Origin of the sequence: Moorella sp. E308F, from assembly GCF_006538365.1 — a bacterium.
In the GTDB taxonomy this organism is placed as follows: Bacteria; Bacillota; DSM-521; order Neomoorellales; family Neomoorellaceae; genus Neomoorella.
The window spans coordinates 620401-646205 of record NZ_BJKN01000002.1 but is presented as its reverse complement, the minus strand read 5'-3'; the positions used below and the strand labels follow the sequence as shown (position 1 = coordinate 646205).

The following is a 25805-nucleotide window of genomic DNA, read 5'->3' as shown; positions in this document are numbered from 1 at the left end:
GAAAAGGATAGGGAAGCGGCGAATGAATTTAGGTAGACATGACTTGAAAGGGGTCTGGCCATGGCACGGAGTAAAAGAAAGACAGGGGCAGCATATATAAAAAAAGCACATAGAAAAGGCAAAGTAATCCCCTTAACAAGTGCCATTAAAGGCGGAAAAAATCAAACGGTAAATAACGCTGAAAATAACCCTGATACTAATACGCGAGTAACCCCATGGCGCCGCGCCAGGGAAAAAAACAGCAGCGGGGAGCCCTTCTGGCCGGCCGGGGGCAACCAGACTTTATTTCTTCTGGCCTTTGCCGGCCTGTTGTTGCTCCTCTTTTACCCGCCTTTTTTTCGTGGCCTCTTTTTCCCGGTAGAGCAGCGCTGGACCTTACTGTTTGCCGCCGTCCTGTTTTTCCTTACTTACCTGTGGAAGTTGTCCCGCCGGGAAGTATCCTTCCTTAACCGGCCCCTGGATTTTGCAGCCGCGGCCCTGGTAGTAGTTTATATCCTGGCCGCCATCAAGCCGGCCAGTCGCAGCCTGGCCGTAGCTGAAGTAGCTAAGGTCCTCCTTTACTTTTTAACCTTCTGGCTGACTTCCCGCCTTGGCGGCCAGCGCCGTACCCTCTATCTGCTCCATGCCCTTTACCTGGCCGCAGTTGGAGCCGCTCTGGCGGCTTTGCTTACGGCTACGGAGCTTGTTTATATTAAAGATGGTTTCGTGGGCGGGCGTTTCTACTCCACTTTACAGTACCCCAATGCCCTGGCCAGTTACGTCGGTGCCGGTAGTATCATCGGTTTTTACCTCTGGGCCCAATCCGGCAGTCGCCAGCGGTATTTATACGCAGCGGCCAACTACCTGTTGCTCATGGTTTTCCTGGGGACAGGCTCCCGGGGCGCTTACCTCGTTTTCCCCCTGGTTATCTTCCTCTACTGGCTGCTGGCGCCAAAAGGCTACCGCCTGAATACCCTGGCCCACCTGGTGACCAGCGGCGCCGCCGCCCTGGTAGGCAATGCCCGGTTTATTCCCCTGGCTGTAGCCAAAGCCTATGGCCCGGCCTGGAGCTGGTTTGCCCTGGGCTTACTGGTGGCCCTTGCCGGCCAGCTAATTATCCAGGGAGCCGGCTGGAGCCTGCGGACCCCCAGGGCGCGCATGGCAGCCGTGGTGGCCGCCCTGGTCCTTCTCATTGGCGGCGGTATTTTCCTGGTCCAGCACCAGCTGGCGGTGACTCCGGTAGCAGGGGGCAGGCAACCAGCCAGTCTCCTGGCCCGCATCCTGCCGCCCCAGGTTATGGCCCGCCTCCAGGACATCAACCTGGAGACCAAGAGCAGCCGGGAACGGCTGATCTGGACGAAGGATGCGCTAAAGATGGTCCGGGAACGCCCCATCCTCGGCTTTGGCGGTGGTGGCTGGGAAGCAGCCTACCGCCAGTACCAGAGTTACTTTTATAATTCCACTCAGGTGCACAACGATTACGCCCAGGTAGCCGTAGAAACCGGGCTGGTGGGCATCGCTGTACTGGGTATTGTATGGCTGTTTTTCCTGCTGACTGCCCTGGGTAACTACCGTTCTTACCGCGGTACAGAACGCCTCCAGGCCCTGGCTATAGGTATGGCTGCCTTGAACCTCGGCCTGCATGCTGCCATTGATTTCGACCTGGCCCTGGGAGCCGTATCCATGATGCTCTGGGCCTGCTTCGGCCTGACCAGGGGGATAGAAGGACAGCGCCTGGGACCGGAGCCGGCCCTGACCGCGGCAGTATTTAAAAATAAGCAGGGGGCCTGCGTTACAGGAGCGGCTCTGGCAACCCTGGTCATCGTCCTTTTCAGCGTTTCTTACCTGGCCGGGGTATCCAGCGCCCGCCAGGCGGCTACTGCCCTGCAGCGCAACAACCTCCGGGCTACGGCCGCTTACCTGGAAGAAGCCAGCCGTTATGACCCCTTTACGGCGGCCTACAACAGTGACCTTGCCGGTATTTACCTGAAGGAAGGGAAAACTAAGGAAGCCCTGGCCCTGGCCCTGGCTGCCAGCAATAAAGAGCCCTATAACCTGGCGGTCTTAAACCGCCTGGCCGAAGTCTACTGGCAGAATGGTGAGGTAGAGCAGGCCCTGGCGGTCATGGAACGCGCCCGGCAGGTTGCTCCCTGGGTGGGCGCCAGCTGGGAAAATCTGGGGCAAGCTTATACTGCTGCTGGCATTAATTATCTTCGGGCCGGCCAGCAGGATAAGGCGCGGCTGATGTTCCAGCAGGCAGCGGCCCTACCGGCAGCCGTGAAGGAAAAAGTGGATAGCCTGGGAGAATTCAAAGACCTGCACCAGCACGGCGGGGTAGCTTTGACCCCGGCCATCCAGCTCCGGGCAGCCATTGGCCAGTATTTCTTGGGCCAGGAAAGGGAAGCAGCAACCAATCTTAACGCCGCAGCCAAAGATGCAAAAATAAAGGCTGAAGCCCAGCTCTGGCAGGCAATACTCGCCTATCACCAGGGAGATACCGGCCGGGCCAACCAGCTCCTGGCTCAGGTAGAGAAGGCCAATGCCGGCCTGGCTAAACAATTCGACCAGTTTAAAAACCTGCCGGTTCTTGCCAAATAGGACGATATATTCTAAAGGGTAAGTATCTGGTATGGAGGAAAAATACTCGGCAAGAAAAGTTACAGGTGGTATAATGTAATTATGAAAGAGTTACCCCTCTGGCAGGAGGTACAAGCTGATTTACAAGAGGTAGAGGCTGAATTATTGCGCCAGGTGGATGCTCCCGACCCGGTTTTAAGCCAGGCAGCCCGGCACCTGGTCCAGGCGGGGGGAAAAAGATTGCGCCCAGCCTTTGCCATCCTGGCAGCCAAATGCTGCGGTGCCCCCCTGGAACGGGTCCTGCCCCTGGCCGTGGCCCTGGAAATGATTCATATGGCCACCCTGGTTCATGACGATGTTATCGATGCCTCGCCAATCCGGCGGGGGCGGCCGACGGTGTGGGCCCGCTGGGGCCAGGAGCTTTCTTTGCATACGGGGGATTACCTTTTTGCCCGGTCCCTGCTCCTGGTGGCCACCTATGACGATCCCCGTATCCCTTCGATCCTGGCTTCCACCAGCGTCAAGATGGTCCAGGGGGAACTGCACCAGCTGGCCGGCGCCTTTGACCTGGAGGTTACCTTGCGTGACTACCTGAGACGTATTTACCGCAAGACGGCCTTGCTTATTGCCGCCAGCTGCCAGCTGGGGGCCATAGCTGCCGGGGCCAGGGAGGATTTTATCCGCCACCTGTACCATTATGGCCGCAACCTGGGGATGGCCTTCCAGATCACCGATGACGTCTTGGATATGGTGGCCGACCCGGAACGCCTGGGTAAGCCTATAGGAAGCGATTTGCGCCAGGGAGTTATTACTCTGCCGGCCATCTATGCTATACGCTTCTCTCCCAAAAAGCAAAAGTTAGTTTGCCTGCTGGCCAAAAGGGATAAAACTGCTATGGAAATTCAAGAAGTCATTGACCTCATTAAAAATTGTGGTGGTATTGATTATGCCCTGGGGCTGGCCGAGCGGTACCTGGCCCGGGCCAGGCAGCACGCCCTTTTCCTGCCGGAAGGGCGGGCGCGGGAGACTTTAATGGGCCTGACGCACTTTGTAAGGACGCGTGGTATATAATGGGCTTTTATTCTATTGCTGTAGAGTTAACGAACCGTCCCTGCCTGGTAGTCGGCGGCGGGCAGGTCGGTGAGCGTAAGATTTTAAATTTGCTGGAAGCAGGTGCCAGGGTTACCCTTGTAAGCCCAGAGGTCACGCGCGTCCTGGCTGACCTGGCCCTGGCCAGGCAGCTGGTATGGTGGCGGCGTGAGTACCAGCCCGGCGATATCAGGGGGATGACTCTGGTTTTTGCCGTCACCGGTGACGCCGGACTTAATGCCCGCGTGGCTGCCGACTGCCAGCAGGCCGGTATCTGGGTTAATGTCGCCGATGCGCCGGAAAAGTGTACCTTTATAGTACCTTCGATCGTCAGGCGCGGGGATCTACAAATAGCCATCACTACCGCAGGGAAAAGCCCGGCCCTGGCCAGCCAGTTACGTAAACAGCTGGAGGCTGAAATTGGACCGGAATACGGCCCCTGGTTGAATTTTTTAGGAGAATTGCGTCCTTTTCTTAAAAAGGCCTGGCCCCATGACCAGAAACGCCGGGAAGAAGTTATGCGGCGGCTGGCCGGGGATGAGATATTATTTCGCCTGGTAGCCCGGGGCAAAGAAGATTTAGCAAAGGAGCGGGTGAAGCAGTGTTTGTCGTTGCCGTCGGTTTAAATCATCGCACGGCGCCGGTAGAAATCCGGGAACAACTTGCTTTTGCCCGCCACAGTTTGCCGGGGGCTCTGAAACAGCTACGAGCCGAGGCCGGCGTTGAGGGTTGCGTGATTTTAAGTACCTGCAACCGGACGGAAATATATGTGGCCTGCCAGCAGGAGGAAACCGGGATCAGGGCAGGTAAAAATTTCCTTGGCCAGTCCTGGCGGATGGACCTGAAAAAACTAGAAGGCTATCTTTACACCCTGAATACGCGCCATACCGTCCGCCACCTGTTTCGGGTGGCTGGCGGGCTGGATTCCATGATTCTCGGCGAAGACCAGGTTTTGGCCCAGGTGGCCGAAGCTTACGAGATCGCCCGGGGAACAGGAACAACTAATAACATCCTCAACACCCTGTGGCAGCAGGCCATTACCGTCGGCAAGAGGGTAAGAACGGAAACACGCATCGACCGCAATACGGTATCCATCAGCTACGCTGCTGTAGAACTGGCCCGCCAGGTCTTTCACGGTAACCTCCGGGGGCGGACCGTTCTGGTAATCGGGGCAGGTAAAATGAGTACCCTGGCCGCCCGTTACCTGAAAGATAAAGGCGTGACCACAGTCTTGGTTTCCAATCGTTCATATGACCGGGCCTTAGAGCTGGCCGCTAAAATTGGCGGCCGGGCGGTGCGCCTGGACGCCCTGGAGGATTACTTATCCCGGGCCGATATCGTAATCAGCTGTACGGCGGCCAGCCACTATATTCTTCACCGGGAACAGATAGCCCGGGCCCGGGCGCGGGCGGCGCGGCCGGACAGTCCCCTGATGCTCATTGACATTGCCGTGCCCCGGGATATTGAGCCCTCTGCCGGCGATCTGCCAGGGGTGAAACTGTATGATATCGACGACCTGCAACAGGTGGTCCTGGCCAATCTGGAGGAACGGCAGCATGCCGCCCGGCAGGCGGAAGGTATCATTACTGAGGAAATCGATGCTTTTTTCCGCTGGCTGGGCTCCCTGTATGTGGTGCCGACCATTATTGCTTTAAAGGAAAAAGCGGAAGCCATTAAAAAGGAGGAATTGGAGCGGGCCTGCAACCGGCTGGGAGAATTGACACCAAGGCAGAAAAAAATAATTGGCTCCCTGGCCAACACCATAGTCAACCAGCTCCTTCACGACGCTGTCGTAAACTTAAAAAAGGCCGCCCTTACACCGCGGGGCCATTTATATGCCGAAGCCCTGCACGAACTTTTTAACCTGCCTGTGGAAGAGGCCAGGTCCCGGAAAGAAACGGCGGTAGTAGAAGGAGGAAGTAAATAAAATGCGGGAAGTAAAGGTGGGCTCCAGGGACAGTGAACTGGCCCGCTGGCAGGCTCGCTGGATCATTGAGGCCCTGGAAAAAGCCTGGCCGGATCTGACCTGCCGCCTGGTTACCTTTAAAACCAGGGGCGATAAGATCCTCGATGTGGCCCTGGCGCGGATTGGCGATAAGGGCCTTTTTACCAAGGAACTGGAACTGGCCCTTCTGGACGGGGCTATCGATATGGCCGTCCACAGCATGAAGGATATGCCGACCAGCTTGCCGGAAGGCCTGATTATCGGCGCCGTGGGGCCACGGGAAGACCCGGCTGATGTCCTCATCTCCCCGGCGGGCTATACCCTGGCGACTCTACCGGTCAGGGCCCGGGTGGGAACGAGTAGCCTGAGGCGCAAGGCCCAGCTGGCCCATGTCCGCCCCGACCTGGAACTGGTGGACCTGCGGGGGAATGTCCCTACCCGCCTGGCAAAAATGGAACGGGAAGGGCTGGAGGCCATCGTCCTGGCCGCCGCTGGGGTGAAAAGGTTAAACCATGGTCGCCTGCTGGGGGAACCCATCCCCTATAACATCTGCCTGCCGGCTGTAGGGCAGGGGGCCATCGCCGTCGAGATCCGGGCCGAGGATGAGCAAATCGCGCAGCTGGTGGCCGCCATCAACCATCCGCCCACGGCAGCGGCCGTGCGAGCCGAAAGGGCATATTTACGCGCCCTGGAAGGAGGCTGCCAGGTTCCCATAGGCGCCCTGGCTATCGTGGAAGGGGAAGCCCTGGTCCTCAGGGGTATGGTGGCCAGCCTGGACGGCAGACAGGTGTTAAGGGATTTTACTTCCGGGAGCACGGCCAACCCGGAGGCCGCCGGGCAGGAACTGGCCCGGAAATTACTGGCCCGGGGCGCGGGGGCCATTTTACAGGAGGTAAGACTGAAGAGTGGCAATTCCCACAGGTAAGGTATATCTGGTCGGTGCCGGCCCCGGTGACGCCGGTTTATTAACTATCAAGGGGCAGGAATGCCTGGCCCGGGCCGACGTGGTGGTCTATGACCGCCTGATCAACCCGGGCCTCCTGGATTATGCACCGGAAGGCACCGAAAAAATCTACGTCGGCAAAGCCCCCCACCGCCATGCCCTGCCTCAGCAAGAAATCAACGAACTCCTGGTAGATCTTGCCCGGCAGGGTAAGCAGGTGGTGCGCTTAAAAGGGGGTGATCCCTTTGTCTTTGGCCGCGGCGGGGAAGAAGCCCTGGCCCTCAAGGCCGCCGGCATACCCTTTGAAGTCGTACCCGGCGTCACGGCGGCCATCGCCGTACCGGCCTACGCCGGCATCCCGGTGACCCACCGCGGCTTGGCTTCAACGGTGGCCTTCATTACCGGCAATGAGGACCCGGGAAAAGAAAGTCATGCCATAAACTGGGAAGGACTGGCCGGGGCCGTCGATACTCTGGTATTCCTCATGGGCATGGCCAACCTGGCCACCATTGTCAGCCGGCTGCTGGCATGTGGCCGTGATCCATCCACCCCGGTGGCCCTCATCCGCTGGGGAACCAGGGCCGAGCAGGAGACCCTGACCGGTACCCTGGCCGATATTGAGGCCAGAGCCCAGGAGGCCGGCTTCAGCAACCCGGCCATTATCGTCGTCGGCCAGGTGGTCACCTTGCGCTCTACCCTGGCCTGGCTGGAAGGTAAACCCCTCTTCGGCCGGCGAGTAGTAATTACCCGTCCCCGGGCCCAGGCAGAAGCAATGGCCCGGCGGCTGGCCGAACTGGGGGCCGAAGTACTGGTCTTCCCGGCCATTGAAATCCGGCCGCCAATCGACTGGGGTCCTGTAGATGCCGCCCTGGCCAGGATTAAAGATTTCGAGTGGATAATCTTTACCAGTGCCAACGGAGTTCGTTATTTTTGCCGGCGTTTGCAGGAAAGGCAGCTTGACATCCGCATCCTGGCCGGGATAAAAATCGCCGCCATCGGCCCGGCGACGGCCAGGACCCTGCAAGAGCGGGGTTTAAACCCCGACTGGCAGCCGGGGGAATATGTGGCCGAAGCGGTGGCTGCCGGGCTGGGACCATTACTTAACGGCCGGCGCGTGCTCCTGCCGCGAGCCGATATTGCCCGTCCCTTCCTGGCTGAAGATCTCCGCCGTCAGGGGGCAGAAGTGACGGAGGTAGCTATTTACCGTACGGTTAAAATGGCGAGCGAAGCTGACATTTTGCGGGAACTGCTGGCTGCCGGGAAAGTAGCGGCCGTTACTTTTACCAGTTCCTCAACAGTTAAATCTTTCCTTGAACTACTGGGGGATAAAGCTAACGTCTTGATGGAGGGCGTCGACGTTTTTTGCCTCGGGCCCATTACAGCGGCTACAGCCAGGGAAGCGGGGCTATCGGTAACAGCTACGGCCGGGGAATATACGGAAGCAGGCCTGATCCAGGCCATGGTGGACTATTACGCCGGCCGGAAGGCAGGTGAGGAGAACTGATCAGCCTTACCAAACTGCTTTTTAACGATAGTTATTTCGGTGATACGTTGCGCTACAGCCAGGCCGCCTTTGGAGCGGCAGCAGGGGCGCGCCGGGACAGCGGGCCGGTAGTGGTCTGGAACTGCACCCGGGCCTGCAACCTGAAGTGCCGCCATTGCTATGCCGCAGCCGGACCTGTCGCGGGCGGGGAGGAGATGGATACCCTGGCCGCCCGGGATTTTTTGGAGCAGCTGGCGGCCTTCCGCGTGCCTGTCCTTCTCCTGTCCGGAGGTGAACCCCTGGTGCGGCAGGATATCTTTGATCTCATGGCCGCTGCTGTTAAGAAAGGCCTGCGGGTTACCCTGTCCACCAACGGTACCCTCATTGACCGCAGCACCGCCAGGGAGTTGAAGAAGATCGGTATCAGCTATGTAGGAATCAGCCTGGACGGCGTGGAGGAGAGGCATGATGCCTTCCGGGGGCAAAAAGGAGCCTTTGCGGCGGCCCTGGAAGGTATCCGTAATTGCCTGGCTGTCGACCAGCGGGTGGGCCTGCGCTTTACCATCAGCCGGCTCAACGTTGACCAGCTGGAAGAAATATTTTACCTCATCCGGGAAGAGAACATTCCCCGGGCCTGTTTTTATCACCTGGTTTACAGCGGCCGGGGCAGTGAGCTTGCCGGGGAAGACCTGAGCCACGAAGAAAGCCGCGCTGCCATGGATTTGCTTATCGAAGCAACCCAGCGCCTGAAGGAACAGGGCCGGGAAGTAGAAATCTTAACCGTCGATAACCATGCCGACGGCGTTTACCTTTATTTAAAACTGCGGCGCCAGGACCCGGAGCGGGCGGCGGCCGTCCTTGAGTTATTGCGCCTGAACGGGGGTAACCGCAGCGGCATCGCCATCGGTGCCGTCGACTGGGCCGGTAACGTCCACCCCGACCAGTTTACCACGCACCACACCCTGGGGAATGTCCGGGAACGGCCCTTTGGTGAAATCTGGACGGATGTAAGCCATCCCCTTTTGAAGGCCCTGCGGGACCGCAAGCCCCTGCTCAAAGGCCGCTGTTCAACTTGCGCCTGGCTGGACCTCTGTAACGGCAACTGCCGTGCCCGGGCGGAGAGCCTGACCGGCGACTTCTGGGAATCCGACCCTGCCTGCTATTTGACTGATGCGGAAATCTCAGGATAATAGTTAACTATAACTGGACCTCTCCTGGGCAGTGAGGCTAGATCATACTACTGACACTTCGGAGGTGAGTTGCCATGTCCGGTTTTCCCGTGCGCCGGCCGCGACGCCTGCGGCAGAATGAAACCTTGCGGGCCATGGTCCGGGAAACGGAAATTAACATCAACGACCTCATTTATCCCTTTTTCGTCATCCACGGCCAGGGGATAAAAAACCCGGTTCCTTCTATGCCCGGCGTTTACCAGCTTTCCATCGACAACCTGGTCAAAGAAGCCGCTGGCGTAGTCGCTGCCGGTATCCCGGCCGTCCTCCTCTTTGGCATCCCGGCGGTAAAAGATGAGATGGGCTCCGGGGCTTATGACCCCCGGGGTATTGTCCAGGAAGCCGTGCGGGCCTTAAAGGGCGCTTATCCGGAACTCCTGGTCATTACCGACGTCTGCCTGTGCGAGTATACCAGCCACGGCCACTGCGGCCTGGTGGATGACGGCCAGGTTTTAAACGATCCTACCTTAGAGCTTATCGCCAAAACAGCTCTCTCCCATGTGGAGGCCGGGGCCGATATCGTAGCTCCCTCGGATATGATGGACGGTCGGGTGGGGGCCATCCGCCGCCTTCTGGATAAAGAAGGCTTTACCCACACACCTATCCTGGCCTACGCGGCCAAGTTCGCTTCGGCTTTCTACGGTCCTTTCCGGGAAGCCGCCGCTTCGGCGCCCCGGTTCGGCGACCGCCGCAGCTACCAGATGGACCCGGCCAACAGCGACGAAGCCCTGCGGGAAGTGGAACTGGACCTCCAGGAAGGCGCCGATATGATCATGGTCAAACCGGCCCTCCCGTACCTGGATATCATCCGCCGGGTTAAAGACACCTTCAACACCCCCCTGGTAGCCTACCAGGTCAGCGGCGAGTATGCCATGCTCAAAGCCGCCGCTGCCAATGGCTGGTTGGACGAGGAAAGAACCGTGCTGGAAAGCCTGACGGCCATCAAGAGGGCCGGTGCCGATCTCATTATCACCTATTATGCTCTGGATGTAGCAAGGTGGCTTAAATAATGCTCTTATCATGGAACACCACCAACCAGTGCAACCTTTACTGCGACCACTGCTACCGGGACGCCGGCGCTAAAGCGGAAGATGAATTAAGTACGGCGGAAGCAAAAAATCTAATCGATGAAGCCGTTAAAGCCGGTTTCCGGATTATGATCTTCAGCGGCGGCGAACCCCTGTTAAGGCCCGACTTGCTGGAATTGATAGCTTATGCTGCGGCGCGCGGCTTAAGGCCGGTCCTGGGGAGCAACGGCACCCTGCTCACCCCTGACCTGGCCCGGGAATTGAAAAAGGCCGGGGCGCTGGCCATAGGCATTTCCCTGGATAGCTGCGACCCCGCCCGCCATGACCGCCTGCGGCAAAAGGATGGGGCCTGGCAGGAAGCCCTGGCCGGTATGGCGGCCTGCCGGGAGGCGGGTTTGTCCTTCCAGGTGCATACCACCGTCTTTGACTGGAACCAGGACGAGCTGGAAAAACTGACTGACCTGGCGGTGGATCTTGGCGCGAGGGCTCACCATTTCTTTTTCCTGGTGCCTACCGGCCGGGCGGCGAGCATCGAAGCGGAATCCTTACGGGCCGAGGCATATGAGAGAACCTTAAAGCGCATCTTACAAAAGCAGCAGCAGGTAAATATTGAATTAAAACCCACCTGCGCGCCCCAGTTTATGCGCATTGCCAGGGAAATGGGAATTCCCGTCCGCTACAGCCGCGGCTGCCTGGCCGGCATTGCCTACTGCATCGTCAGTCCCCGGGGAGACGTCCAGCCCTGTGCCTACCTGAATCTGCCCGTGGGCAATGTCCGGGAAACGCCCTTTAGCCGTCTCTGGCAGGAGAGTGAGGTTTTCCGTACTTTACGCACGGAAAGCTACGGCGGTAGCTGCGGCCGCTGCGGCTACAAGAAGATCTGCGGCGGTTGCCGCGCGCGGGCCTGGTATTACCACGGCGACTATATGGCTGAAGAGCCCTGGTGTCTCTACCAGGGCCGGAAGGGGATGGAGGTTGGATAACCTTGACCGCCGTTTATTAAATATGATCCAGGAAAATTTCCCCCTGACGGAAGAGCCCTACGCCGAACTGGGCCGGCGTTTGGGTCTCACGGAAAAGGAAGTCCTGGAACGCCTGGCTAAATTAAAAGAAGAAGGGATCATTCGCCGCATCGGCGCCGTCTTTGACCTGCGGCGACTGGGTTATACCAGCACCCTCTGCGCCATGCAGGTCCCTGAAGAGCGCCTGGCGGAAGTAGCGGCAGTAGTTAATAGCTTTCCAGGAGTTACCCACAATTACCTGCGGGAAGATGCTTATAACATGTGGTTTACCCTTATCAGCCCCTGCCGCCGCCAGCTGGAAAAGGTCATGGCCAGTATAGAAGCCAGGACCGGCCTGCCGGTGCTGGAGCTCCCGGCAGAAAAATCTTACAAGATCCGGGTAAACTTTAACCTGGAAGAAGGGAGCCCGTAAAATTGCCACGTCCTTTAACCGACCTGGAAAAGGAACTGGTGCGCCTGCTTCAGGGCGATATCCCCCTAATTTCCCGTCCTTTTTTACCGGTGGCTCAAAGGCTGGGCCTCAGCGAAGCTGAAGTCCTGGGGCACATCCGCCGCCTTCAGGCCGAGGGTATAATCCGCCGCTTCGGTGCCGCCCTGCGCCACCGGGAAGCCGGTATAACTGCCAACGCCATGGTCGTCTGGCAGCTGCCGCCGGAAGAATTAAAAAGGGCAGGGGAAAAACTGGCCACTTTCCCGGAAGTAACCCACTGTTACCAGCGCCGGCAACATCCCGAATGGCCCTATAACCTGTATGCTGTCATTCACTGCCGCACCAGGGAGGCCTGCGAGAAACTGGCGGCCCGCCTGGCGGCGGCCATCGGCCATAATAATTACCGCCTTATTTTCAGCACGGCCGAGCTGAAAAAAGAGAGCATGCAGTATTTTATTCAGGAACCCCCCGAGTGTCGGGAATAGAAAAAGGAGGAAGTACCCGGTGATCGAAGCCTGGCCCAGATCAGCAGCTGCCTACGCCGAGGCTGTTAAACTCATGCCCGGCGGGGTGAACAGCCCCGTTCGGGCCTTTAAAGCCGTCGGCCTGACGCCGCCCTTTATCCAGCGAGGCGAAGGAGCCTATATCTATGACATTGACGGTAACCGGTATATCGACTATGTCGCCTCCTGGGGCCCCCTCATCCTGGGTCACCGCCACCCGGAGGTTATGGCCGCCCTGGAAAACACCCTGCATGACATGGGCACCAGCTTTGGCGCTCCTACCGAACTGGAAAATGAACTGGCCCGGGAAATCACCGCCGCCGTTCCTTCCATTGAGATGGTGCGCCTGGTCAATTCGGGTACGGAGGCGACCATGAGCGCCATCCGCCTGGCCCGCGGTTATACCGGCCGGGAGAAAGTCGTTAAATTTGCCGGTTGTTACCACGGCCATGCCGATTACTTTTTGATCCAGGCCGGGTCCGGGGCCCTGACCTTCGGCGTCCCCGACAGCCCCGGCGTCCCGGCCGCCACAGCCGCCAATACCATCGTTGCCCCTTATAACAATCTGGATGCCGTGGAGGCTGTCTTTAAGCAGGCTGGTGAAGAGATTGCCGCCGTCATTGTCGAACCTGTGGCCGGCAATATGGGCTGTGTCCCGCCGCAACCGGGGTTCCTGGAGGGCCTGCGGGCCATAACAAAACACTATGGAAGCCTGTTAATTTTTGATGAAGTCATGACCGGTTTCCGGGTAGCCTACGGCGGTGCCCAGAGCCGCTTTGGCGTCCGGCCTGACCTTACCTGCCTGGGTAAAATCATCGGCGGCGGCCTGCCGGTGGGAGCCTACGGCGGCCGACGGGAGATTATGGCCATGGTGGCTCCGGTGGGGCCGGTCTACCAGGCCGGGACCCTGTCCGGCAACCCCCTGGCCGTCAGCGCCGGCCTGACAACTTTGAAGGTCCTCAAGGAACCCGGGGTCTATGAGCGCCTGGAAAGCCTCTCGGCCCGCCTGGAAAAGGGCCTCAAGGAAGCTGCCGGTGAGGCCGGCGTACCCGTTACCTTTAACCGGGTGGGAGCCATGTTCACCGCCTTCTTTACCCCCGGCCCGGTGATCGATTATACTACGGCCACGGCCAGCGACACAAAGACCTTCGCCGCCTACTTCCAGGCCATGCTACGCCGGGGGATTTACCTGGCGCCGTCCCAGTTTGAAGCCGCCTTCATGTCCCTGGCCCACACGGAGGCCGATATTGACCGGACCATAGAAGCCGCCCGGGAAGCCTTCCGGGAGATCGCGGCCTAAAAATGGGATTATAAACCTTTAACTTTCCATGGTGACGCCAGAACATCCTCAAAATTTTTGGTAACCATGTATATTATTAGCCTGGAAGGTTATAATAGGAATACACACTCACTTCTTCAAAGACCTCCTTGAGCCGGCAGGGCCTTGAGCAACGACGTTCAAGGCCCTGCCGGTTTTTCGGGGTTGTCACCGGTTACCAGTTATAACGGCCGGATATCGACCCGGTGGTCGTAAAAGGTGCTGCCTTCACCCAGGTCGGTTAAATCGTCGCCAATAACGCTGTTAATGTTGCGTCCGCCGGGGGAATGCCGGCACCACCAGACTCCGGGAGCCACGGCGACACCCGGAGGAACGTCGCTGCTGGCCCGCACCTTAAGGAGACAGGAGCCGCGCTGGTTATAAACCTCAGCCAGGGTGCCATCCACCAGGCCTTTTTTACGGCAGTCATCAGGGTTGACGAGGACCTGAGGGCCCCCTTCCCGTTCCCGCAGGGAAGGTAGCTGCCCGAAATTGGAGTTGAGGGCAAAATGGGCCGGGGCCGTGAGGAGATGGAAAGGATAAAGTCTGTTCAGCTCATGATCGCCCGGCGGCTCGTATCCGGGTAGTTTGGCCCCGGCAGCCATAAGTTCGATTTTACCTGAAGGGGTGGCAAATCCCCGCGCCGGCTTTAGTTTAACAGCCCTGCCGGCAAACAGGGCTTTCCTGTCTTCCTGTTCCAAGGGAATCTCCTGGATTAAAAGCTCGACCATTTCCCTCTCGGAGCGCCGGAAAATATCTTCGTTAAAGCCCAGGGCTTGGGCCAGGAGGCAAAAGGTCTGCCAGTTGCTCTTCGCCTCACCCGGGGGTGGTAGTATCGCCGGGCTGCGCTGGAGGTAATAGTGGCCGTAGCTGCGGTAGAGATCTTCCTGTTCTATAGAAAAGGTGGCCGGCAGGATGATGTCGGCGTAGAGGGCCGTATCTGTCAGGAAGCGCTCGTGGACCACGGTAAAGAGATCCTCCCGCCTTAAACCCGCCAGGACGCGGTTCTGGTCGGGAGCCACTGTGGCTGGATTGCCGTGATAAACGTAAAGGCTCATCACCGGTGGTTCCAGCGCCTCTGTTAAAGCCCGGCCCAGCCGGACCATATTTATAGCCCGCACCGGCCGCTGCCGCAGGTCAGGCCGGGTCAGGACATCCAGCTTGACAGCGCTGCCGGTCCCGGAACTCTGCAAGGCACCGCCCCCAGGCTTAGCATAGGCTCCTACCAGGGCCGGCAGGGAGGCAATGAACCGGACGGCCATACCGCCCTGGCGGTGACGGGAAAAGCCGTAGCCGATGCGGATAAAGGGCGCCCTGGCCCGGCCGTAGGCCCGGGCCAGGTTAATAATCGTTGCAGCCGGTACACCGGTGATAGCGGCCACCTTTTCCGGAGGATAATCGGGCAGGACTTTAGCGCGAAGTTCCTCATAGCCGGAAACGTGGGCGGATATAAAGCCGCTATCGACCAGTCCTTCCGCCACCAGCACGTGCATGACGCCCAGAGCCAGGGCGGCATCGCTGCCAGGTCGAACCAGGATGACCTCATCGGCCACGGCAGCCGTCCGGGTACGGTAAGCATCGATAACAATCAACCGGGCGCCCTTCTGCCGGGCCTGCTGCACCAAGGAGAGGAAATGGATGCTGGTAGAGGCCGGATTCATGCCCCAAATGATTACCAGGTCCGCGTTAACAACCGTCTCCGGATCGCTACCCCAGGTGTGGCCTAGAACCTGCTGCCAGCCGGCCTCGGCGGCTGGTGAGCAGATAGTCCGCTGGAGTTCGGAAGCTCCCAGACGGTGGAAAAAGGCATGGCCGGCATTGCGCTGAAGCAACCCCATGACGCCGGCATAGGAATAAGGGAGAATGGCTTTGGCACCATAGGTAGCTATAATTTCCTGCCAGCGCCTGGCGATAGTTTCCAGGGCTTCCGCCCAGGAAATGGGCGTAAAAAGGCCGCTTCCCTTAGGGCCGCTCCGCTTTAAAGGTGTCAGGACCCGTTCCGGAGAGTGAATAAGCTCCGGGTAATAGCGCATTTTGGCGCAAGTATATCCCCTCGTGTAAGGGTGCTCCGGGTCGCCGCTGACTTTAGTCGCCCGGCCTTCATTAACTTCAATGAGCAAGCCGCAGGCATCGGGGCAGTCGAGGGGACAGACGGAACGATAGGTGGCCATAATTAAAATCTTCCTTTCATTGCTGGATCAGAACCATTGCTACCATACCGGTTAAAATGGTCAGAGCCATGCTGCGGGTCTTCAGGGCTACGATACCTGTGGGGATAGCCGCCAGCAGGTAGGGGTTGGCGGCTAACGATAACTTGCCATCAGGTAACAGTAGTCCCGGCACCAGCAGGGCAGCCAGGACCGCCGCCGGAACATAACTCAACCAGCGTAAAAAAACCTCCGGTAACCGGACCCGGCTTAAGACTACCAGGGGAAGCATCCGGGGCAAGTAGGTTACCACGGCGGTGCCGAGGATAATAATTAAAATTTGCCTGTCCATGGCTCTAAGATCACTCCCAGGGTGGCGGCTATGACCGTTGCCAGGATGATGTTCCAGCTGCCGGGCCAGAGGAGGGCAAAAACTACCGAAAATAAGGCCGCCAGGGTAGCAACTATGATGGTCTTCTTATCCTTTAACTGCATGACAAGCAGGATGATGAACATGGCCGGCAGGGCAAAATTGAAGCCGAAGCGGGCCGGGTCCCCCATCAAATTACCCGCCAGCCCGCCCAGCAGCGAAGCCAGCACCCAGGAAAAATGGGCCGCCAGGTTGAGGCCGAAATGATAGGGAAGATGGGCCTCGTGGTTGCTGTAGTGATTGATGGCCACGGCAAAGGTCTCATCGGTGATTTCCGCTGCCAGCAGGGCCAGGGCCCCCGGCCGAAAACGCCGCAAATGAGGTACCAGGGAGGCGCTGAAAAGCAGGTGGCGTAAGTTTACCAGGAAGACGGTGAAAATAATGGCGGCCGCTGCCACGCCGCTGCCAAACATGCTGACGGCAATAAACTGGCCGGAGCCGGCATAGAGCAGCACCGACATGAGTACTGTTTCCCAGAGGTTAAAGCCCGCCTCCCGGGCCAGGACACCGTAGGCAAAGCCGAGGGGTAAATAGCCGAGGACGATGGGCAGGGCCGCCCGGACGCCCTGCCACAAAAGGGAGGAAACAGGTACAGGAACAGCGGCTTGGCTACGAAAAACTTCATCTTGAGGTTGCATCAATAAATCTCCTCTCCGCAATGATTTTATAACACTTCCCCCGCTGGTGCAATTAGAAAACCTGCTGCCAATAACATCCTGGTAAACGTTAGCATAATTTATTATAGAAAATACTTTTTATGGAAGGAGTAATATCATGAACGGTTCTCATCATAAAACCAGGAGAGCCTTGGAAATCGACCTAGAAGAAATCAGGCTGCTGGCTGAAGCAGCGGCCTCAGCACCTTCCTTTGGTATCCGGCATACCCTGTTAAACCACATCCTGGGTGAAGTAGAAGAAGCCATGTTCTGGAACCATCACCTGGCCCATGTCATGGCCTACGAACCCCCCTATCAACCGCCTTACCCGCCACCCTATAAACCGCCCCGGCCGCCTTACTTTGATGACCCTGTCCCTTACAGTGAAAAACCTGCGGAAGACAAGAAATAGAAAGGAGAAAGTACTATGCACTGGCTGGATAAACTGCGCCAGGTCCTGCGCCTCGATGAGGAAGAGCTGACCCTCTGGCCGGAAATTGCCTCTACAGCCCCGGAGGGAGTCAAGCAAATAATTAACAGTATGCTGGAGCGAGAAAAGAAAGAAATGGATGATATCAAAAAGATACTACAGATGTACGGCAGTACGCCAGGCTATTCTGACCCCTATAGCGGCTTTGCCGAGGAAGGAAATAAATAGAGAGTGACAGTGACCCGGGTTTAAACATCCGGGTAAATTTTTACTGCATCCTGCATGGCTAATTCCAAGTTAGAGGGAAGCAGGATTTTACCTGGATAGGGCGAATTTTTTGGGAGGAGGTGCTGCCATGGCTGAAAGTCCGGTTTTTGCCCTGGACGTGGGGACCCGTAAAGTCGCCGGCCTGGTGCTGGTTCCCGGGAAAAAGGGTTACCACATCCGGGCGGCAGCAATAGTTGAACACCAGCAGCGCGCCATGCTGGACGGCCAGATCCATGATATTCCCCAGGTAGCCCTGGCCATCCAGGCGGTTAAAGAACAACTGGAAAAAAAGTTACATATGCCTTTAAAAGAAGCAGCGGTAGCCGCTGCCGGCCGGGCTTTAAAAACCCAGCGGGCCACCGCCGGGGAAGAAATATCGCCGGCTACGGAAATCAGCAGCCAGGATGTGCTGGCCCTGGAGGCCGCAGCCGTCCAGGAAGCTGAAAAACGGCTCCTGACGGCAGGCGAAAACCAGGCGGCTTACCACTGTGTTGGTTACAGTGTGGTAGGCTACAGCCTCGACGGCCATCCCATCGGCAACCTGGTTGGCCAGCGTGGCCGGCACATGGGCACAGAAGTTATAGCCACTTTTTTGCCCAGGGTAGTGGTGGATTCCCTGGTAGCGTCCCTGCAAAGGGCTGGCCTCACCATGGCTTCCCTTACCCTGGAACCCATTGCTGCCAGCGCCGTAGCCGTACCGGCAGCCATGCGGGGATTAAACCTGGTCCTGGTAGATATCGGCGCTGGCACTTCCGACATAGCCATTACCGGCCAGGGTACCATTACAGGTTATGCTATGGTACCCTCAGCCGGGGATGAAATCACCGAAGCCCTGGCAGAGGCCCTCCTTTTGGACTTTCATACAGCTGAAGCAGTCAAGCGCCAGTTATTAAAAAATGCCAGTATAACGTTTACCGATATTGTCGGGCAAAAACGCACCCTGCCGGCAGCTGCTATTACAGAGGTAATTAAACCTGCGGTAGCTGAGCTGGCCCGGCAGATTGCCAACCAGATTATCCTGCTCAACGGCCGCGCTCCCCAGGCCGTCCTGCTGGTAGGGGGCGGTAGCCTTACCCCGGGACTCCCTGAGGCCCTGGCCGGCCAGCTGGAAATACCGCCGGACAGGGTGGCCGTGCGCGGCCGGGAAGTTTTAAATGACATTAGCGGGGCTAAAAATTTGCAGGGGCCCCAGGCAATTACTCCGATAGGGATTGCCATTACAGCCTTAAAGCAGGAAAGCCTGGGCTTGGCCCGGGTAATTGTCAACGGCCGGCCGGTGCATTTCCTGGCCGGGCAGCAGGTGACTGTCACCCAGGCCCTGCTCGCGGCCGGCATTCCGGCGCGAACCCTTTATGGCCGACCGGGTAGGGGCCTGGGGGTGGAGGTCAACGGGCGTCTAACCTTTCTCCGGGGTCAACCCGGGCAGCCGGGAACTATCCTGGTAAATAATTCTCCTGCCACCCTGGATGCTACCGTAAGCCCCGGAGATGAAATCCAGGTGATTCCGGGCCGTGATGGTGCTGACGCCTGCGGAACCGTAGGCGACCTGGTACCGGAACTCGCTCCCATAACCATTACCTTTAACGGGCGCCAGGTCACCCTGGAACCTCTGATTACAATGAACGGTAACCAGGTGGATTACAATACCCCGATAGAAGATCAAGCCCGCATTACCTATGAACCTTTAGATACGGTAGCTCAGGTACTGGTCAGGTTGGGGGAACCCCTGAAAGGCACCATTCTTTTAAACGGTCAGCCCGTCCGGCCTGAAGCTCCAATCAAAGATGGCGACAACTTAGTAACAGGAGTTGAAGCTGCCGGCAAGGTTATAACTATCATCTTAAATGGCCGCCCGGTCACCCTCAAAGTCCAGGCAACCGATGTGTTATTTACCGATATTTTTAACTACCTGGATTTCCCCTTAACACCGCCACCGGGCCGGAAAAGGCTCGTGATGGAGGTTAACGGCCATCCAGCCGAATTTACTACTCCTCTGGCCGCAGGAGACCAGGTTACTTTACGTTGGGACCCTTGACAGGTAGCTGGCAGGCTGCTATAATTAGACTTGCTCCTTGAGGGAGCGATTGCGAGCGGCAGTGGCGGAATTGGCAGACGCGCTAGATTCAGGTTCTAGTCCTGGTCTACAGGGTGGGGGTTCAAATCCCTTCTGCCGCACCAATAAGCAAAATCAAGACACAGCAGGCTGGTAATAGATACCAGCCTGCTGTGTTCATTAGGGGAATTTAATAACGCTGCATCGACCCGCTCAACCTTAGATTCGGACCTCTCGACCTGGCCGTAACAGGAAGGTTGGTATATTCTCCATCGTCACGTCCCTTTGCGTTTCTAATCAGCGCCATAAACCAGATCGCCTCCCAGGAAAGTCCGCCCCGTTTTTTGGCAAGCCGTCAGGATAGAATAACTGCCTGCCGCCGGATCGACTACCACATCGCCCTGATTTGTTACTGCTTCGATGAGACGTGCTTGCAGAAGAACTGGTTTGGAGTGGGGGTGGTCTCCACTCACTTTCTCCTCCCAGACATCGGGGATATCATGTACGGCCCATACGCCCTTGGCGCGAAGCGGTCGCTTCTGCACGACAAGCAGGTATTCGCACTGCCTGCGCGTTCGATATCCCATACCCATTTTCTGCTTGTTCCAGACGACCATATCAACAATTTTGAGGTTTGCTGGTAACCAGCTGGATACACCCTCGCAGAGGTGAAATTTGTCCACCCACAGGAATAAATGGCCGCTGGGGATGAGAATGCGACTTATTTCGGCAATGAACTCTTTTATTATATCTTCCTTCATCTGCGGAAGCATGGATCTTTGCATCCCTCTACTGACACCTTCGTTGCCGTATGCAAGCTTGTCCAAAACACCCCGATACTGGGGGTCAAAAAAAACGCAGGGAACGGAATTATCATAGATGGCTCCCAGGAGGTCCCTACCGTCGCACTTATTACGATAGTTATATTTAAACCTGCTGTCTGCCAAGCAGTTGCAGGCACCTTCAACAAGCCTTACCTTCGAGAAGACTACCATCTGTATTTGCTCCCTCCCGTAGTTGGGACAAAGACCGCCAGGCAGCACCGGCCTTCAAGCCAAATCGCCGGCTACCGTAAGGCTCGTTCACTGAACCTCTCCACGGCTAAAGCCGGGGTTGGCACGGCATTCTTGCACCGTCGCACACTATTTATGGTAGCAAATTTTACGGGCGCTGCGAATACCCGGGGAAGAAAGTTTAGTGGGCATATGAACGAAGGCCGGTTGATAGCAATGAGTCTGCTACCAACCGGCCTTCTTTGTCAAAACGGTTATGAAGCAACAATACCTCTGTGCACAAATGTCGAGATATAGTATAATTTGGACATCTAGATCGATTCGATTTCGATCTAGATCGACACTTTAATCAATGAAAGGATGAAGGAGAACCTAAATGCTAAAGACGTTGCTGGACCTTTTTATAGGCTTTGGCCGGGCGACCTTGCTAGGCTATGGTGGCGGACCGGCCATTGTACCCCTTTATGAACACGAGGCGGTTGACGTATACCACTGGGTAACCCAGGAAGAGTTCGGCAAGGCGCTGGCTTTCAGCAACGCTCTTCCGGGACCCATTGCCACAAAGCTAACCATGTACATTGGTTACAAAGTAGCCGGCTGGATGGGTGCTGCTGTTGCTCTGATCGCCGTAACCATCCCTGTATTTATAATCTTGATTGGTTTCTTCGCCTTTCTGGAGAAATTCAAGGATAGCCCCTTCATCAAAGGCATGGTTGCCGGTATCCGACCTGTAGTTTTCGTAATGCTGGCCATGCTGGCTTGGGACTTTGCCAAATATGCCTTTGTGGCAAAAAGCACGGGCCCCTTTAACTGGCTCCCCTTTGGCATTGCAGCCGCTTATTTTTTCCTGGTCCATTATTTAAATTTGAGCCCCCTTTTAGGGGTAGTTGCTTCCTTGATTCTCGGCGGGATTTTCCTGCGATGAAGGAGAGATTTATAACTGCACCGGTCATCCATGGATAGCTTTCAGCTGGCCGTTATGACGGCCGCGCGGTATAATATCCTGCCGCTGACTTCCAGTTGCAATTTACGCTGCCTCTTCTGCAGCCACCGCCAGAATCCTCCAGGAGTGGAAACGCGGTACCTGCCTCCTCTAAAACCGGAGCAGGTTGACACCCTCCTGGACTTTCTGGACGGTAGCCGCAAAATAGTGATTGGCGAATCGGCCACCCGCCTTATCGAAGGGGAACCCATGACCCATCCCGATTTCCTTGCGATCCTGGCCAGAGTGCGGCGGCGTTTTCCTGCAACTGTCGTAGAAATTACTACGAATGGAACTTTTTTAACCCGAGAACTGGTCAGGATCCTGGTTGATCTGGGGCCCCTGGAAATAAACCTTTCTCTCAATAGCGCCAGCCCGGCAGGCCGGCTCAAGCTCATGGGTGACAAAAAACCAACTGCGGCCCTAGAGGCTCCTTTAACCTTAAAGCAAGCCGGCATTACCTACCACGGTAGCCTGGTGGCCCTTCCCTGGATTACCGGCTGGCCGGATGTCCGGGAGACAATCCTTTACCTGGCTCGTTCCGGTGCCAGGACCATTCGCATCTTTTTGCCCGGCTACACCCGGCTGGCGCCACCGGAGTTGCGTTTCCCAGAAAATTTACGGCAACAAATAGAAGCAGAATTGGAGGTTCTCCGTAAGCAAACGGACGTCCCTTTGCTGTTAGAACCACCATGCTTAGATAATCTAATGCCGGTAGTAGAGGGGGTTATCCCTGGTACCCCGGCTGACCGGGCCGGCCTCAAAAGGGGCGATATTATCCTGGCAGTTGACGGGCGAAAACCGCGTTCCCGGGTAGAAGCCTATCGCCTCATTGCCAAACCCGGAAAACGGCACTTAGTGGTCCAACGGCAAGAAAATACCGGTTCCGGTCCATATACCTCCTCTACCGGGTGTAATAAACAAAGGTGTTCCCTTAACTTGCTGGTGACAGAGGACGGGAGCGGCCTTACCTTTAGCTGGGATTTTGACCCTGCTATTCTTAAGGAAGTTGAGCAAGCCTGCCATCGTCACCATGCCCGGCGGGTGCTTGTTATGACCTCTGAACTGGCCGGTAACGTAATAAAGGAAGCTGTGGCCTGGCTACCCTGGGAGCTGGAGGTAATAACTACTCCTAGCCAATTTTTTGGCGGCACTATCGCCTGTGCCGGCTTATTAACCTTAGGGGATTTTAAGATAGCCTGGCAGGAGTGGTCTAATAAGAATGACAACCCCGTTGATCTTATTATCTTGCCTGCCATCGCTTTTGACTACCGGGGCTTCGATTTGACGGGTCAACATTACCTTGACCTGGTGGCTGCTACCGGTGTGCCGGTAGAGCTGGTAGGCAATTAGTTATAAAAAAGCCCCGCGGACAGCGGGGTTACCTTTAAACCCTAATTATCTCCAAAGAAGAGAAGGATCAAGATCAGGAACAGGATAAAGGCAAAACTTCCACCGGGGAAATTAAATCCCAGGCTACCATCCTGTGCGCTTTTCTTCGGTCCAAATAAGCTGCCGCCTTCTTCAGCCATTGGTTACACCTCCAAATACCTTGTAGTCTAATTTAGCTTATTCCGCAGGACCTCAAGATGTCACTCCCTATAGCCAGGATAGAAGGCCAGGATTATAATATAAAAAGTAACCCTTATTCGGGAGAGGAGGAAAATCCCTTTGTTTAAAGGGAACTGTGTCATAGCTCAGTCGGGTGGCCCTACGGCTGTGATCAATAACAGCCTGGCCGGAGCCATCGAAGCAGCTTATCGCAGTGAAGCCATCGGCGAAATTTATGGTGCCCGTAACGGCATCATGGGTATTTTAGCAGAGAATTTTATTGATTTACGCCGGGAAGATGCGTCTACCATTCAAGGCCTGCGTTTCACCCCTGGAGCAGCCCTGGGCTCCTGCCGGTATCAGTTAAAGAAGAAGGAAGACTATAATAAGCTCCTGGCTGTCTTCCGTAAATTTAATATCCGGTACTTTTTCTACATCGGCGGCAATGACTCTATGGATACAGCCCATAAAGTCAACCAGCTGGCGCAGGAAAAAGGGTATGAACTCCGGGTAATTGGCATCCCCAAAACCATCGACAACGACTTGCCCCTCACGGATCACTGTCCAGGTTATGGTAGCGCCGCCAAATACCTGGCTACCATTGTCCTGGAGATGGGGATCGACATTAAAAGCATCGTCACCTCTACCAAAGTAGCTATTGTAGAAGCCATGGGCCGCAATACCGGCTGGCTGGCGGCAGCTACGGCCCTGGCCCGGCGTGCACCAGGAGAAGCTCCCCATTTAATCTACCTGCCGGAGGTAGCCTTTGACCTTGAGACTTTTATGACCGATGTGGAAAAAGCCTACCGCCAATACGGCACGGTCCTGGTAGTTGTTTCCGAAGGCCTGGTTGACAAAAATGGGAACTATATATTTAATGACACCGCTACTGTAGATGTTTTCGGCCACCAGCGCCTGGGAGGAGTGGGTCAGTTCCTTCTTAATAAAATTGAAGCTGAACTGAAAATCAAAGGCCGCGTCATCCTCCCGGCCACCAGCCAGCGCAGTGCCATGCACCTGGCCTCCCGGACCGATGCCGAAGAAGCCTATAACGTAGGCCGCGTAGCTGTTGAGGAGGCTCTGCGGGGAGCCAGCGGCCATATGGTGGCCATCAAGCGCCTGAAAGGGGAAGAGTACCGGTGTACGTATGAACTGGTAAAACTGGATGAGGTGGCCAACCGGGAGAAAAAGGTGCCGAGGGCCTGGATAAATGAGGCAGGAAACGACGTCACTATGGACTTTATCAACTACGCCCGGCCTTTGATTCAGGGTGAAGTTAATATACCTTACCATAACGGACTGCCTGCTTATGTAAACCTGGCCCAATATCCAGTCTTTAGCAAGTAAAAAAATACTAAGTTGAGGAGGATACAAAAGTGACTGCCAGGAGGATCGCCCGCGGAGCCATTATTGCTGCTCTCTACGCGGTAGTAACGATTATACTCAAGCCCATTAGTTTCGGTTATCTTCAGGTACGGGTAGCCGAAGCTTTAACCCTTTTACCGATCCTTTACCCCGAAGCAATCCCGGGGCTCTTTCTCGGTTGCCTGATAAGCAATATTTACGGCGGCCTTGGCCCCATAGACATCGTCCTGGGCAGCCTGACCACCCTGGCAGCTGCCTGGTTGACCTATATCTGGCGGCAGAGCCGCCTCGCTTACCTACCGCCCATCATCTTGAATGGCCTCATAGTTGGGGCTTACCTGTCATATTTGCTACATGTTAATATTTACCTTGCCGTAACTACCGTCGCCTTAGGGGAAGCCATCGCCGTCCTGCTTCTCGGCATTCCCCTGGTAAAGCAGCTGCGGAAATTAAATCCACAATAACTTTAGGCCCCAAGTACAATAAAAAGCCGAGGTGATAACCTTTTTATGTTTACAGGATCTAAGGTTATTACCTTGCTGAATTTCGATGATACTTTAACCCGACAGGAAGAATTGCGGCGTTTTCCCTATGAATTAATCGATATGCGGGACATCAAGGGTACCAGGCTGTATTGCGGCCAGGAGGCCCTAGACCAGATCGCCGCCAGGCTGGGGAAGGGAAAGAGGGGCATTACCTTTATCGGTAGCGGGGATTTCCACTATGTATCTTATCTTCTCGCGGCGTCCATAGCCTGCCCCTTTACGTTAATCCTTTTTGATTACCATATCGACCTGTACCAGGCCCCCCAGGGGGTGGCTATTTCCTGCGGTTCCTGGCTCGCCAGGGCTCTGGAACTGCCAACTTTGCAAAAAGCCGTTATTATCGGCCCCCGGACGGTAAGCCTGCAGGGCATTGCTCCCCATTACCTGGCCAAGTTGGTTTACCTCCCCGGCGCCCGGTTATCCATGATCCGTCAGGCATTAAAGAAAACCGCCGGGACTGTTTATATCAGCATCGATAAAGATGTGTTAAGCCCGCAGGAGGCAATCACCAACTGGGAACAGGGGTCAATGACCCTTGGGGAGCTTTTACCTGCCCTGCGGGAAATTACACGGCAGAAAAATGTGGCCGGGGCCGACGTCTGTGGCGAACCCTGCCTGCACCCCCTAGACTATTTGCGTCCTGCCGGCCAGGAAGCCATCCGCAAAAACGCCCGCGCCAATATTATGATCCTGCAGACCCTGTTGTCAGCCCACAGCTATAAAAAGGCGTCTTGAAAGGCCGGCCACTGTTGATATGCAACCCTGTAGCCTCAGGGGCCAGAGGTAATCCGGCTCCCTTTACTAAAAATTTAAGCGGGAG

25 protein-coding genes and 1 tRNA gene are annotated in these 25805 nt (G+C 56.5%); 21 read left to right on the top strand and 5 right to left on the bottom strand.

Features of this window, described 5'->3' with window-relative positions:
• Positions 1-60 precede the first annotated feature (60 nt).
• The 12 genes from E308F_RS09685 (at position 61) to hemL (ending at position 13528) form a co-directional block, all read left to right on the top strand.
• The gene (locus E308F_RS09685; RefSeq protein WP_141264722.1) at positions 61-2577 is read left to right on the top strand and encodes an O-antigen ligase family protein; all 2517 of its coding nucleotides are present in this window, start codon (positions 61-63) and stop codon (positions 2575-2577) included.
• Between the two features lie 81 nt (positions 2578-2658).
• Complete coding sequence (locus E308F_RS09680; RefSeq protein ID WP_141264721.1) at positions 2659-3627, top strand: polyprenyl synthetase family protein; 969 nt, start codon at positions 2659-2661, stop codon at positions 3625-3627.
• Positions 3627-4271 (top strand): precorrin-2 dehydrogenase/sirohydrochlorin ferrochelatase family protein, encoded by a 645-nt coding sequence (locus E308F_RS09675; RefSeq protein WP_141264720.1) that lies wholly within the window; start codon positions 3627-3629, stop codon positions 4269-4271. The genes E308F_RS09680 and E308F_RS09675 overlap by 1 nt, the downstream gene beginning before the upstream one ends.
• A complete protein-coding gene (gene hemA, locus E308F_RS09670) occupies positions 4247-5572 on the top strand; it encodes a glutamyl-tRNA reductase (RefSeq protein ID WP_141264719.1) in 1326 nt (441 codons plus the stop codon). Before E308F_RS09675 ends, hemA begins: the two co-directional genes overlap by 25 nt.
• Position 5573: 1 nt before the next feature.
• Positions 5574-6515: a hydroxymethylbilane synthase gene (gene hemC, locus E308F_RS09665; protein ID WP_141264718.1), complete on the top strand. Its 942-nt coding sequence runs from the start codon at positions 5574-5576 to the stop codon at positions 6513-6515.
• Entirely contained in the window at positions 6502-8037 is a 1536-nt protein-coding gene (gene cobA / locus E308F_RS09660) for a uroporphyrinogen-III C-methyltransferase (RefSeq protein ID WP_141265232.1), read from the top strand. Before hemC ends, cobA begins: the two co-directional genes overlap by 14 nt.
• Positions 8034-9206, top strand: a complete 1173-nt coding sequence (locus tag E308F_RS09655) for a radical SAM/SPASM domain-containing protein (protein WP_172613931.1) — start codon at positions 8034-8036, stop codon at positions 9204-9206. Before cobA ends, E308F_RS09655 begins: the two co-directional genes overlap by 4 nt.
• A 74-nt stretch (positions 9207-9280) precedes the next feature.
• Positions 9281-10255, top strand: coding sequence for a porphobilinogen synthase (hemB, locus tag E308F_RS09650; protein WP_141264716.1), 975 nt, complete (start codon positions 9281-9283; stop codon positions 10253-10255).
• Positions 10255-11256 carry a putative heme d1 biosynthesis radical SAM protein NirJ2 gene (nirJ2, locus tag E308F_RS09645; protein ID WP_141264715.1) on the top strand — a complete coding sequence of 334 codons (1002 nt, stop codon included), beginning with the start codon at positions 10255-10257 and terminating at the stop codon, positions 11254-11256. The genes hemB and nirJ2 overlap by 1 nt, the downstream gene beginning before the upstream one ends.
• Complete coding sequence (gene ahbA / locus E308F_RS09640; RefSeq protein WP_141264714.1) at positions 11249-11707, top strand: siroheme decarboxylase subunit alpha; 459 nt, start codon at positions 11249-11251, stop codon at positions 11705-11707. Before nirJ2 ends, ahbA begins: the two co-directional genes overlap by 8 nt.
• 2 nt (positions 11708-11709) lie before the next feature.
• Positions 11710-12210, top strand: coding sequence for a siroheme decarboxylase subunit beta (locus tag E308F_RS09635; RefSeq protein WP_141264713.1), 501 nt, complete (start codon positions 11710-11712; stop codon positions 12208-12210).
• A 19-nt stretch (positions 12211-12229) separates the two neighbouring features.
• On the top strand, positions 12230-13528 hold the full coding sequence (gene hemL, locus E308F_RS09630) for a glutamate-1-semialdehyde 2,1-aminomutase (protein ID WP_141264712.1): 1299 nt from the start codon (positions 12230-12232) through the stop codon (positions 13526-13528).
• A 200-nt stretch (positions 13529-13728) separates the two neighbouring features.
• Here hemL and E308F_RS09625 read toward each other — a convergent pair whose 3' ends face one another.
• From E308F_RS09625 to E308F_RS09615, 3 genes are read right to left on the bottom strand one after another with little or no spacing between them, the layout of a single operon-like run.
• Positions 13729-15717, bottom strand: a complete 1989-nt coding sequence (locus tag E308F_RS09625) for a molybdopterin oxidoreductase family protein (RefSeq protein WP_141264711.1) — start codon at positions 15715-15717, stop codon at positions 13729-13731.
• Between the two features lie 16 nt (positions 15718-15733).
• A complete protein-coding gene (locus E308F_RS09620; protein WP_141264710.1) occupies positions 15734-16045 on the bottom strand; it encodes an AzlD domain-containing protein in 312 nt (103 codons plus the stop codon).
• Complete coding sequence (locus E308F_RS09615) at positions 16027-16761, bottom strand: AzlC family ABC transporter permease (protein WP_141264709.1); 735 nt, start codon at positions 16759-16761, stop codon at positions 16027-16029. Before E308F_RS09615 ends, E308F_RS09620 begins: the two co-directional genes overlap by 19 nt.
• Positions 16762-16897: 136 nt before the next feature.
• Here E308F_RS09615 and E308F_RS09610 point away from each other — a divergent pair, with 136 nt between their 5' ends.
• The 4 genes from E308F_RS09610 (at position 16898) to E308F_RS09595 (ending at position 19654) form a co-directional block, all read left to right on the top strand.
• Positions 16898-17191, top strand: coding sequence for a hypothetical protein (locus E308F_RS09610; RefSeq protein WP_141264708.1), 294 nt, complete (start codon positions 16898-16900; stop codon positions 17189-17191).
• A 15-nt stretch (positions 17192-17206) separates the two neighbouring features.
• A complete protein-coding gene (locus E308F_RS09605; protein WP_141264707.1) occupies positions 17207-17437 on the top strand; it encodes a hypothetical protein in 231 nt (76 codons plus the stop codon).
• 127 nt (positions 17438-17564) lie between these two features.
• Complete coding sequence (locus E308F_RS09600) at positions 17565-19511, top strand: cell division protein FtsA (protein WP_141264706.1); 1947 nt, start codon at positions 17565-17567, stop codon at positions 19509-19511.
• A gap of 55 nt (positions 19512-19566) precedes the next feature.
• Positions 19567-19654: transfer RNA gene (locus E308F_RS09595), tRNA-Leu, on the top strand.
• A 168-nt stretch (positions 19655-19822) separates the two neighbouring features.
• Here E308F_RS09595 and E308F_RS09590 read toward each other — a convergent pair.
• Positions 19823-20524, bottom strand: coding sequence for a DNA methyltransferase (locus E308F_RS09590; RefSeq protein ID WP_141264705.1), 702 nt, complete (start codon positions 20522-20524; stop codon positions 19823-19825).
• Between the two features lie 394 nt (positions 20525-20918).
• Here E308F_RS09590 and E308F_RS09585 point away from each other — a divergent pair, with 394 nt between their 5' ends.
• Together E308F_RS09585 and E308F_RS09580 are read left to right on the top strand one after the other, a co-directional pair.
• Positions 20919-21467, top strand: coding sequence for a chromate transporter (locus tag E308F_RS09585; RefSeq protein WP_141264704.1), 549 nt, complete (start codon positions 20919-20921; stop codon positions 21465-21467).
• Positions 21468-21497: 30 nt separating this feature from the next.
• Positions 21498-22877, top strand: coding sequence for a DUF512 domain-containing protein (locus tag E308F_RS09580; protein ID WP_141264703.1), 1380 nt, complete (start codon positions 21498-21500; stop codon positions 22875-22877).
• Positions 22878-22918: 41 nt separating this feature from the next.
• Here the strand turns inward: E308F_RS09580 and E308F_RS15865 are convergent, their stop codons facing one another.
• Entirely contained in the window at positions 22919-23056 is a 138-nt protein-coding gene (locus E308F_RS15865; RefSeq protein WP_172613622.1) for a hypothetical protein, read from the bottom strand.
• Positions 23057-23195: 139 nt separating this feature from the next.
• On the opposite strand from E308F_RS15865, the gene E308F_RS09575 reads away from it, so the two are divergent.
• The 3 genes from E308F_RS09575 to E308F_RS09565 are packed head-to-tail and all read left to right on the top strand — an operon-like array spanning position 23196 to position 25720.
• Positions 23196-24422: a 6-phosphofructokinase gene (locus E308F_RS09575; RefSeq protein WP_141264702.1), complete on the top strand. Its 1227-nt coding sequence runs from the start codon at positions 23196-23198 to the stop codon at positions 24420-24422.
• A gap of 29 nt (positions 24423-24451) precedes the next feature.
• Positions 24452-24904 (top strand): QueT transporter family protein, encoded by a 453-nt coding sequence (locus E308F_RS09570; protein WP_141264701.1) that lies wholly within the window; start codon positions 24452-24454, stop codon positions 24902-24904.
• Between the two features lie 45 nt (positions 24905-24949).
• The gene (locus tag E308F_RS09565) at positions 24950-25720 is read left to right on the top strand and encodes an arginase family protein (protein ID WP_141264700.1); all 771 of its coding nucleotides are present in this window, start codon (positions 24950-24952) and stop codon (positions 25718-25720) included.
• Positions 25721-25805 lie beyond the last annotated feature (85 nt).

Coding starts and splice junctions, on each gene's coding strand:
- E308F_RS09685 (WP_141264722.1), top strand. CDS start 61: ATGGCACGGAGTAAAAGAAAGACAGGGGCAGCATATATAAAAAAAGCA.
- E308F_RS09680 (WP_141264721.1), top strand. CDS start 2,659: ATGAAAGAGTTACCCCTCTGGCAGGAGGTACAAGCTGATTTACAAGAG.
- E308F_RS09675 (WP_141264720.1), top strand. CDS start 3,627: ATGGGCTTTTATTCTATTGCTGTAGAGTTAACGAACCGTCCCTGCCTG.
- hemC (WP_141264718.1), top strand. CDS start 5,574: ATGCGGGAAGTAAAGGTGGGCTCCAGGGACAGTGAACTGGCCCGCTGG.
- hemB (WP_141264716.1), top strand. CDS start 9,281: ATGTCCGGTTTTCCCGTGCGCCGGCCGCGACGCCTGCGGCAGAATGAA.
- nirJ2 (WP_141264715.1), top strand. CDS start 10,255: ATGCTCTTATCATGGAACACCACCAACCAGTGCAACCTTTACTGCGAC.
- E308F_RS09625 (WP_141264711.1), bottom strand. CDS start 15,717: ATGGCCACCTATCGTTCCGTCTGTCCCCTCGACTGCCCCGATGCCTGC.
- E308F_RS09620 (WP_141264710.1), bottom strand. CDS start 16,045: ATGGACAGGCAAATTTTAATTATTATCCTCGGCACCGCCGTGGTAACC.
- E308F_RS09615 (WP_141264709.1), bottom strand. CDS start 16,761: ATGCAACCTCAAGATGAAGTTTTTCGTAGCCAAGCCGCTGTTCCTGTA.
- E308F_RS09610 (WP_141264708.1), top strand. CDS start 16,898: ATGAACGGTTCTCATCATAAAACCAGGAGAGCCTTGGAAATCGACCTA.
- E308F_RS09605 (WP_141264707.1), top strand. CDS start 17,207: ATGCACTGGCTGGATAAACTGCGCCAGGTCCTGCGCCTCGATGAGGAA.
- E308F_RS09600 (WP_141264706.1), top strand. CDS start 17,565: ATGGCTGAAAGTCCGGTTTTTGCCCTGGACGTGGGGACCCGTAAAGTC.
- E308F_RS09590 (WP_141264705.1), bottom strand. CDS start 20,524: ATGGTAGTCTTCTCGAAGGTAAGGCTTGTTGAAGGTGCCTGCAACTGC.
- E308F_RS09585 (WP_141264704.1), top strand. CDS start 20,919: ATGCTAAAGACGTTGCTGGACCTTTTTATAGGCTTTGGCCGGGCGACC.
- E308F_RS09580 (WP_141264703.1), top strand. CDS start 21,498: ATGGATAGCTTTCAGCTGGCCGTTATGACGGCCGCGCGGTATAATATC.
- E308F_RS15865 (WP_172613622.1), bottom strand. CDS start 23,056: ATGGCTGAAGAAGGCGGCAGCTTATTTGGACCGAAGAAAAGCGCACAG.
- E308F_RS09565 (WP_141264700.1), top strand. CDS start 24,950: ATGTTTACAGGATCTAAGGTTATTACCTTGCTGAATTTCGATGATACT.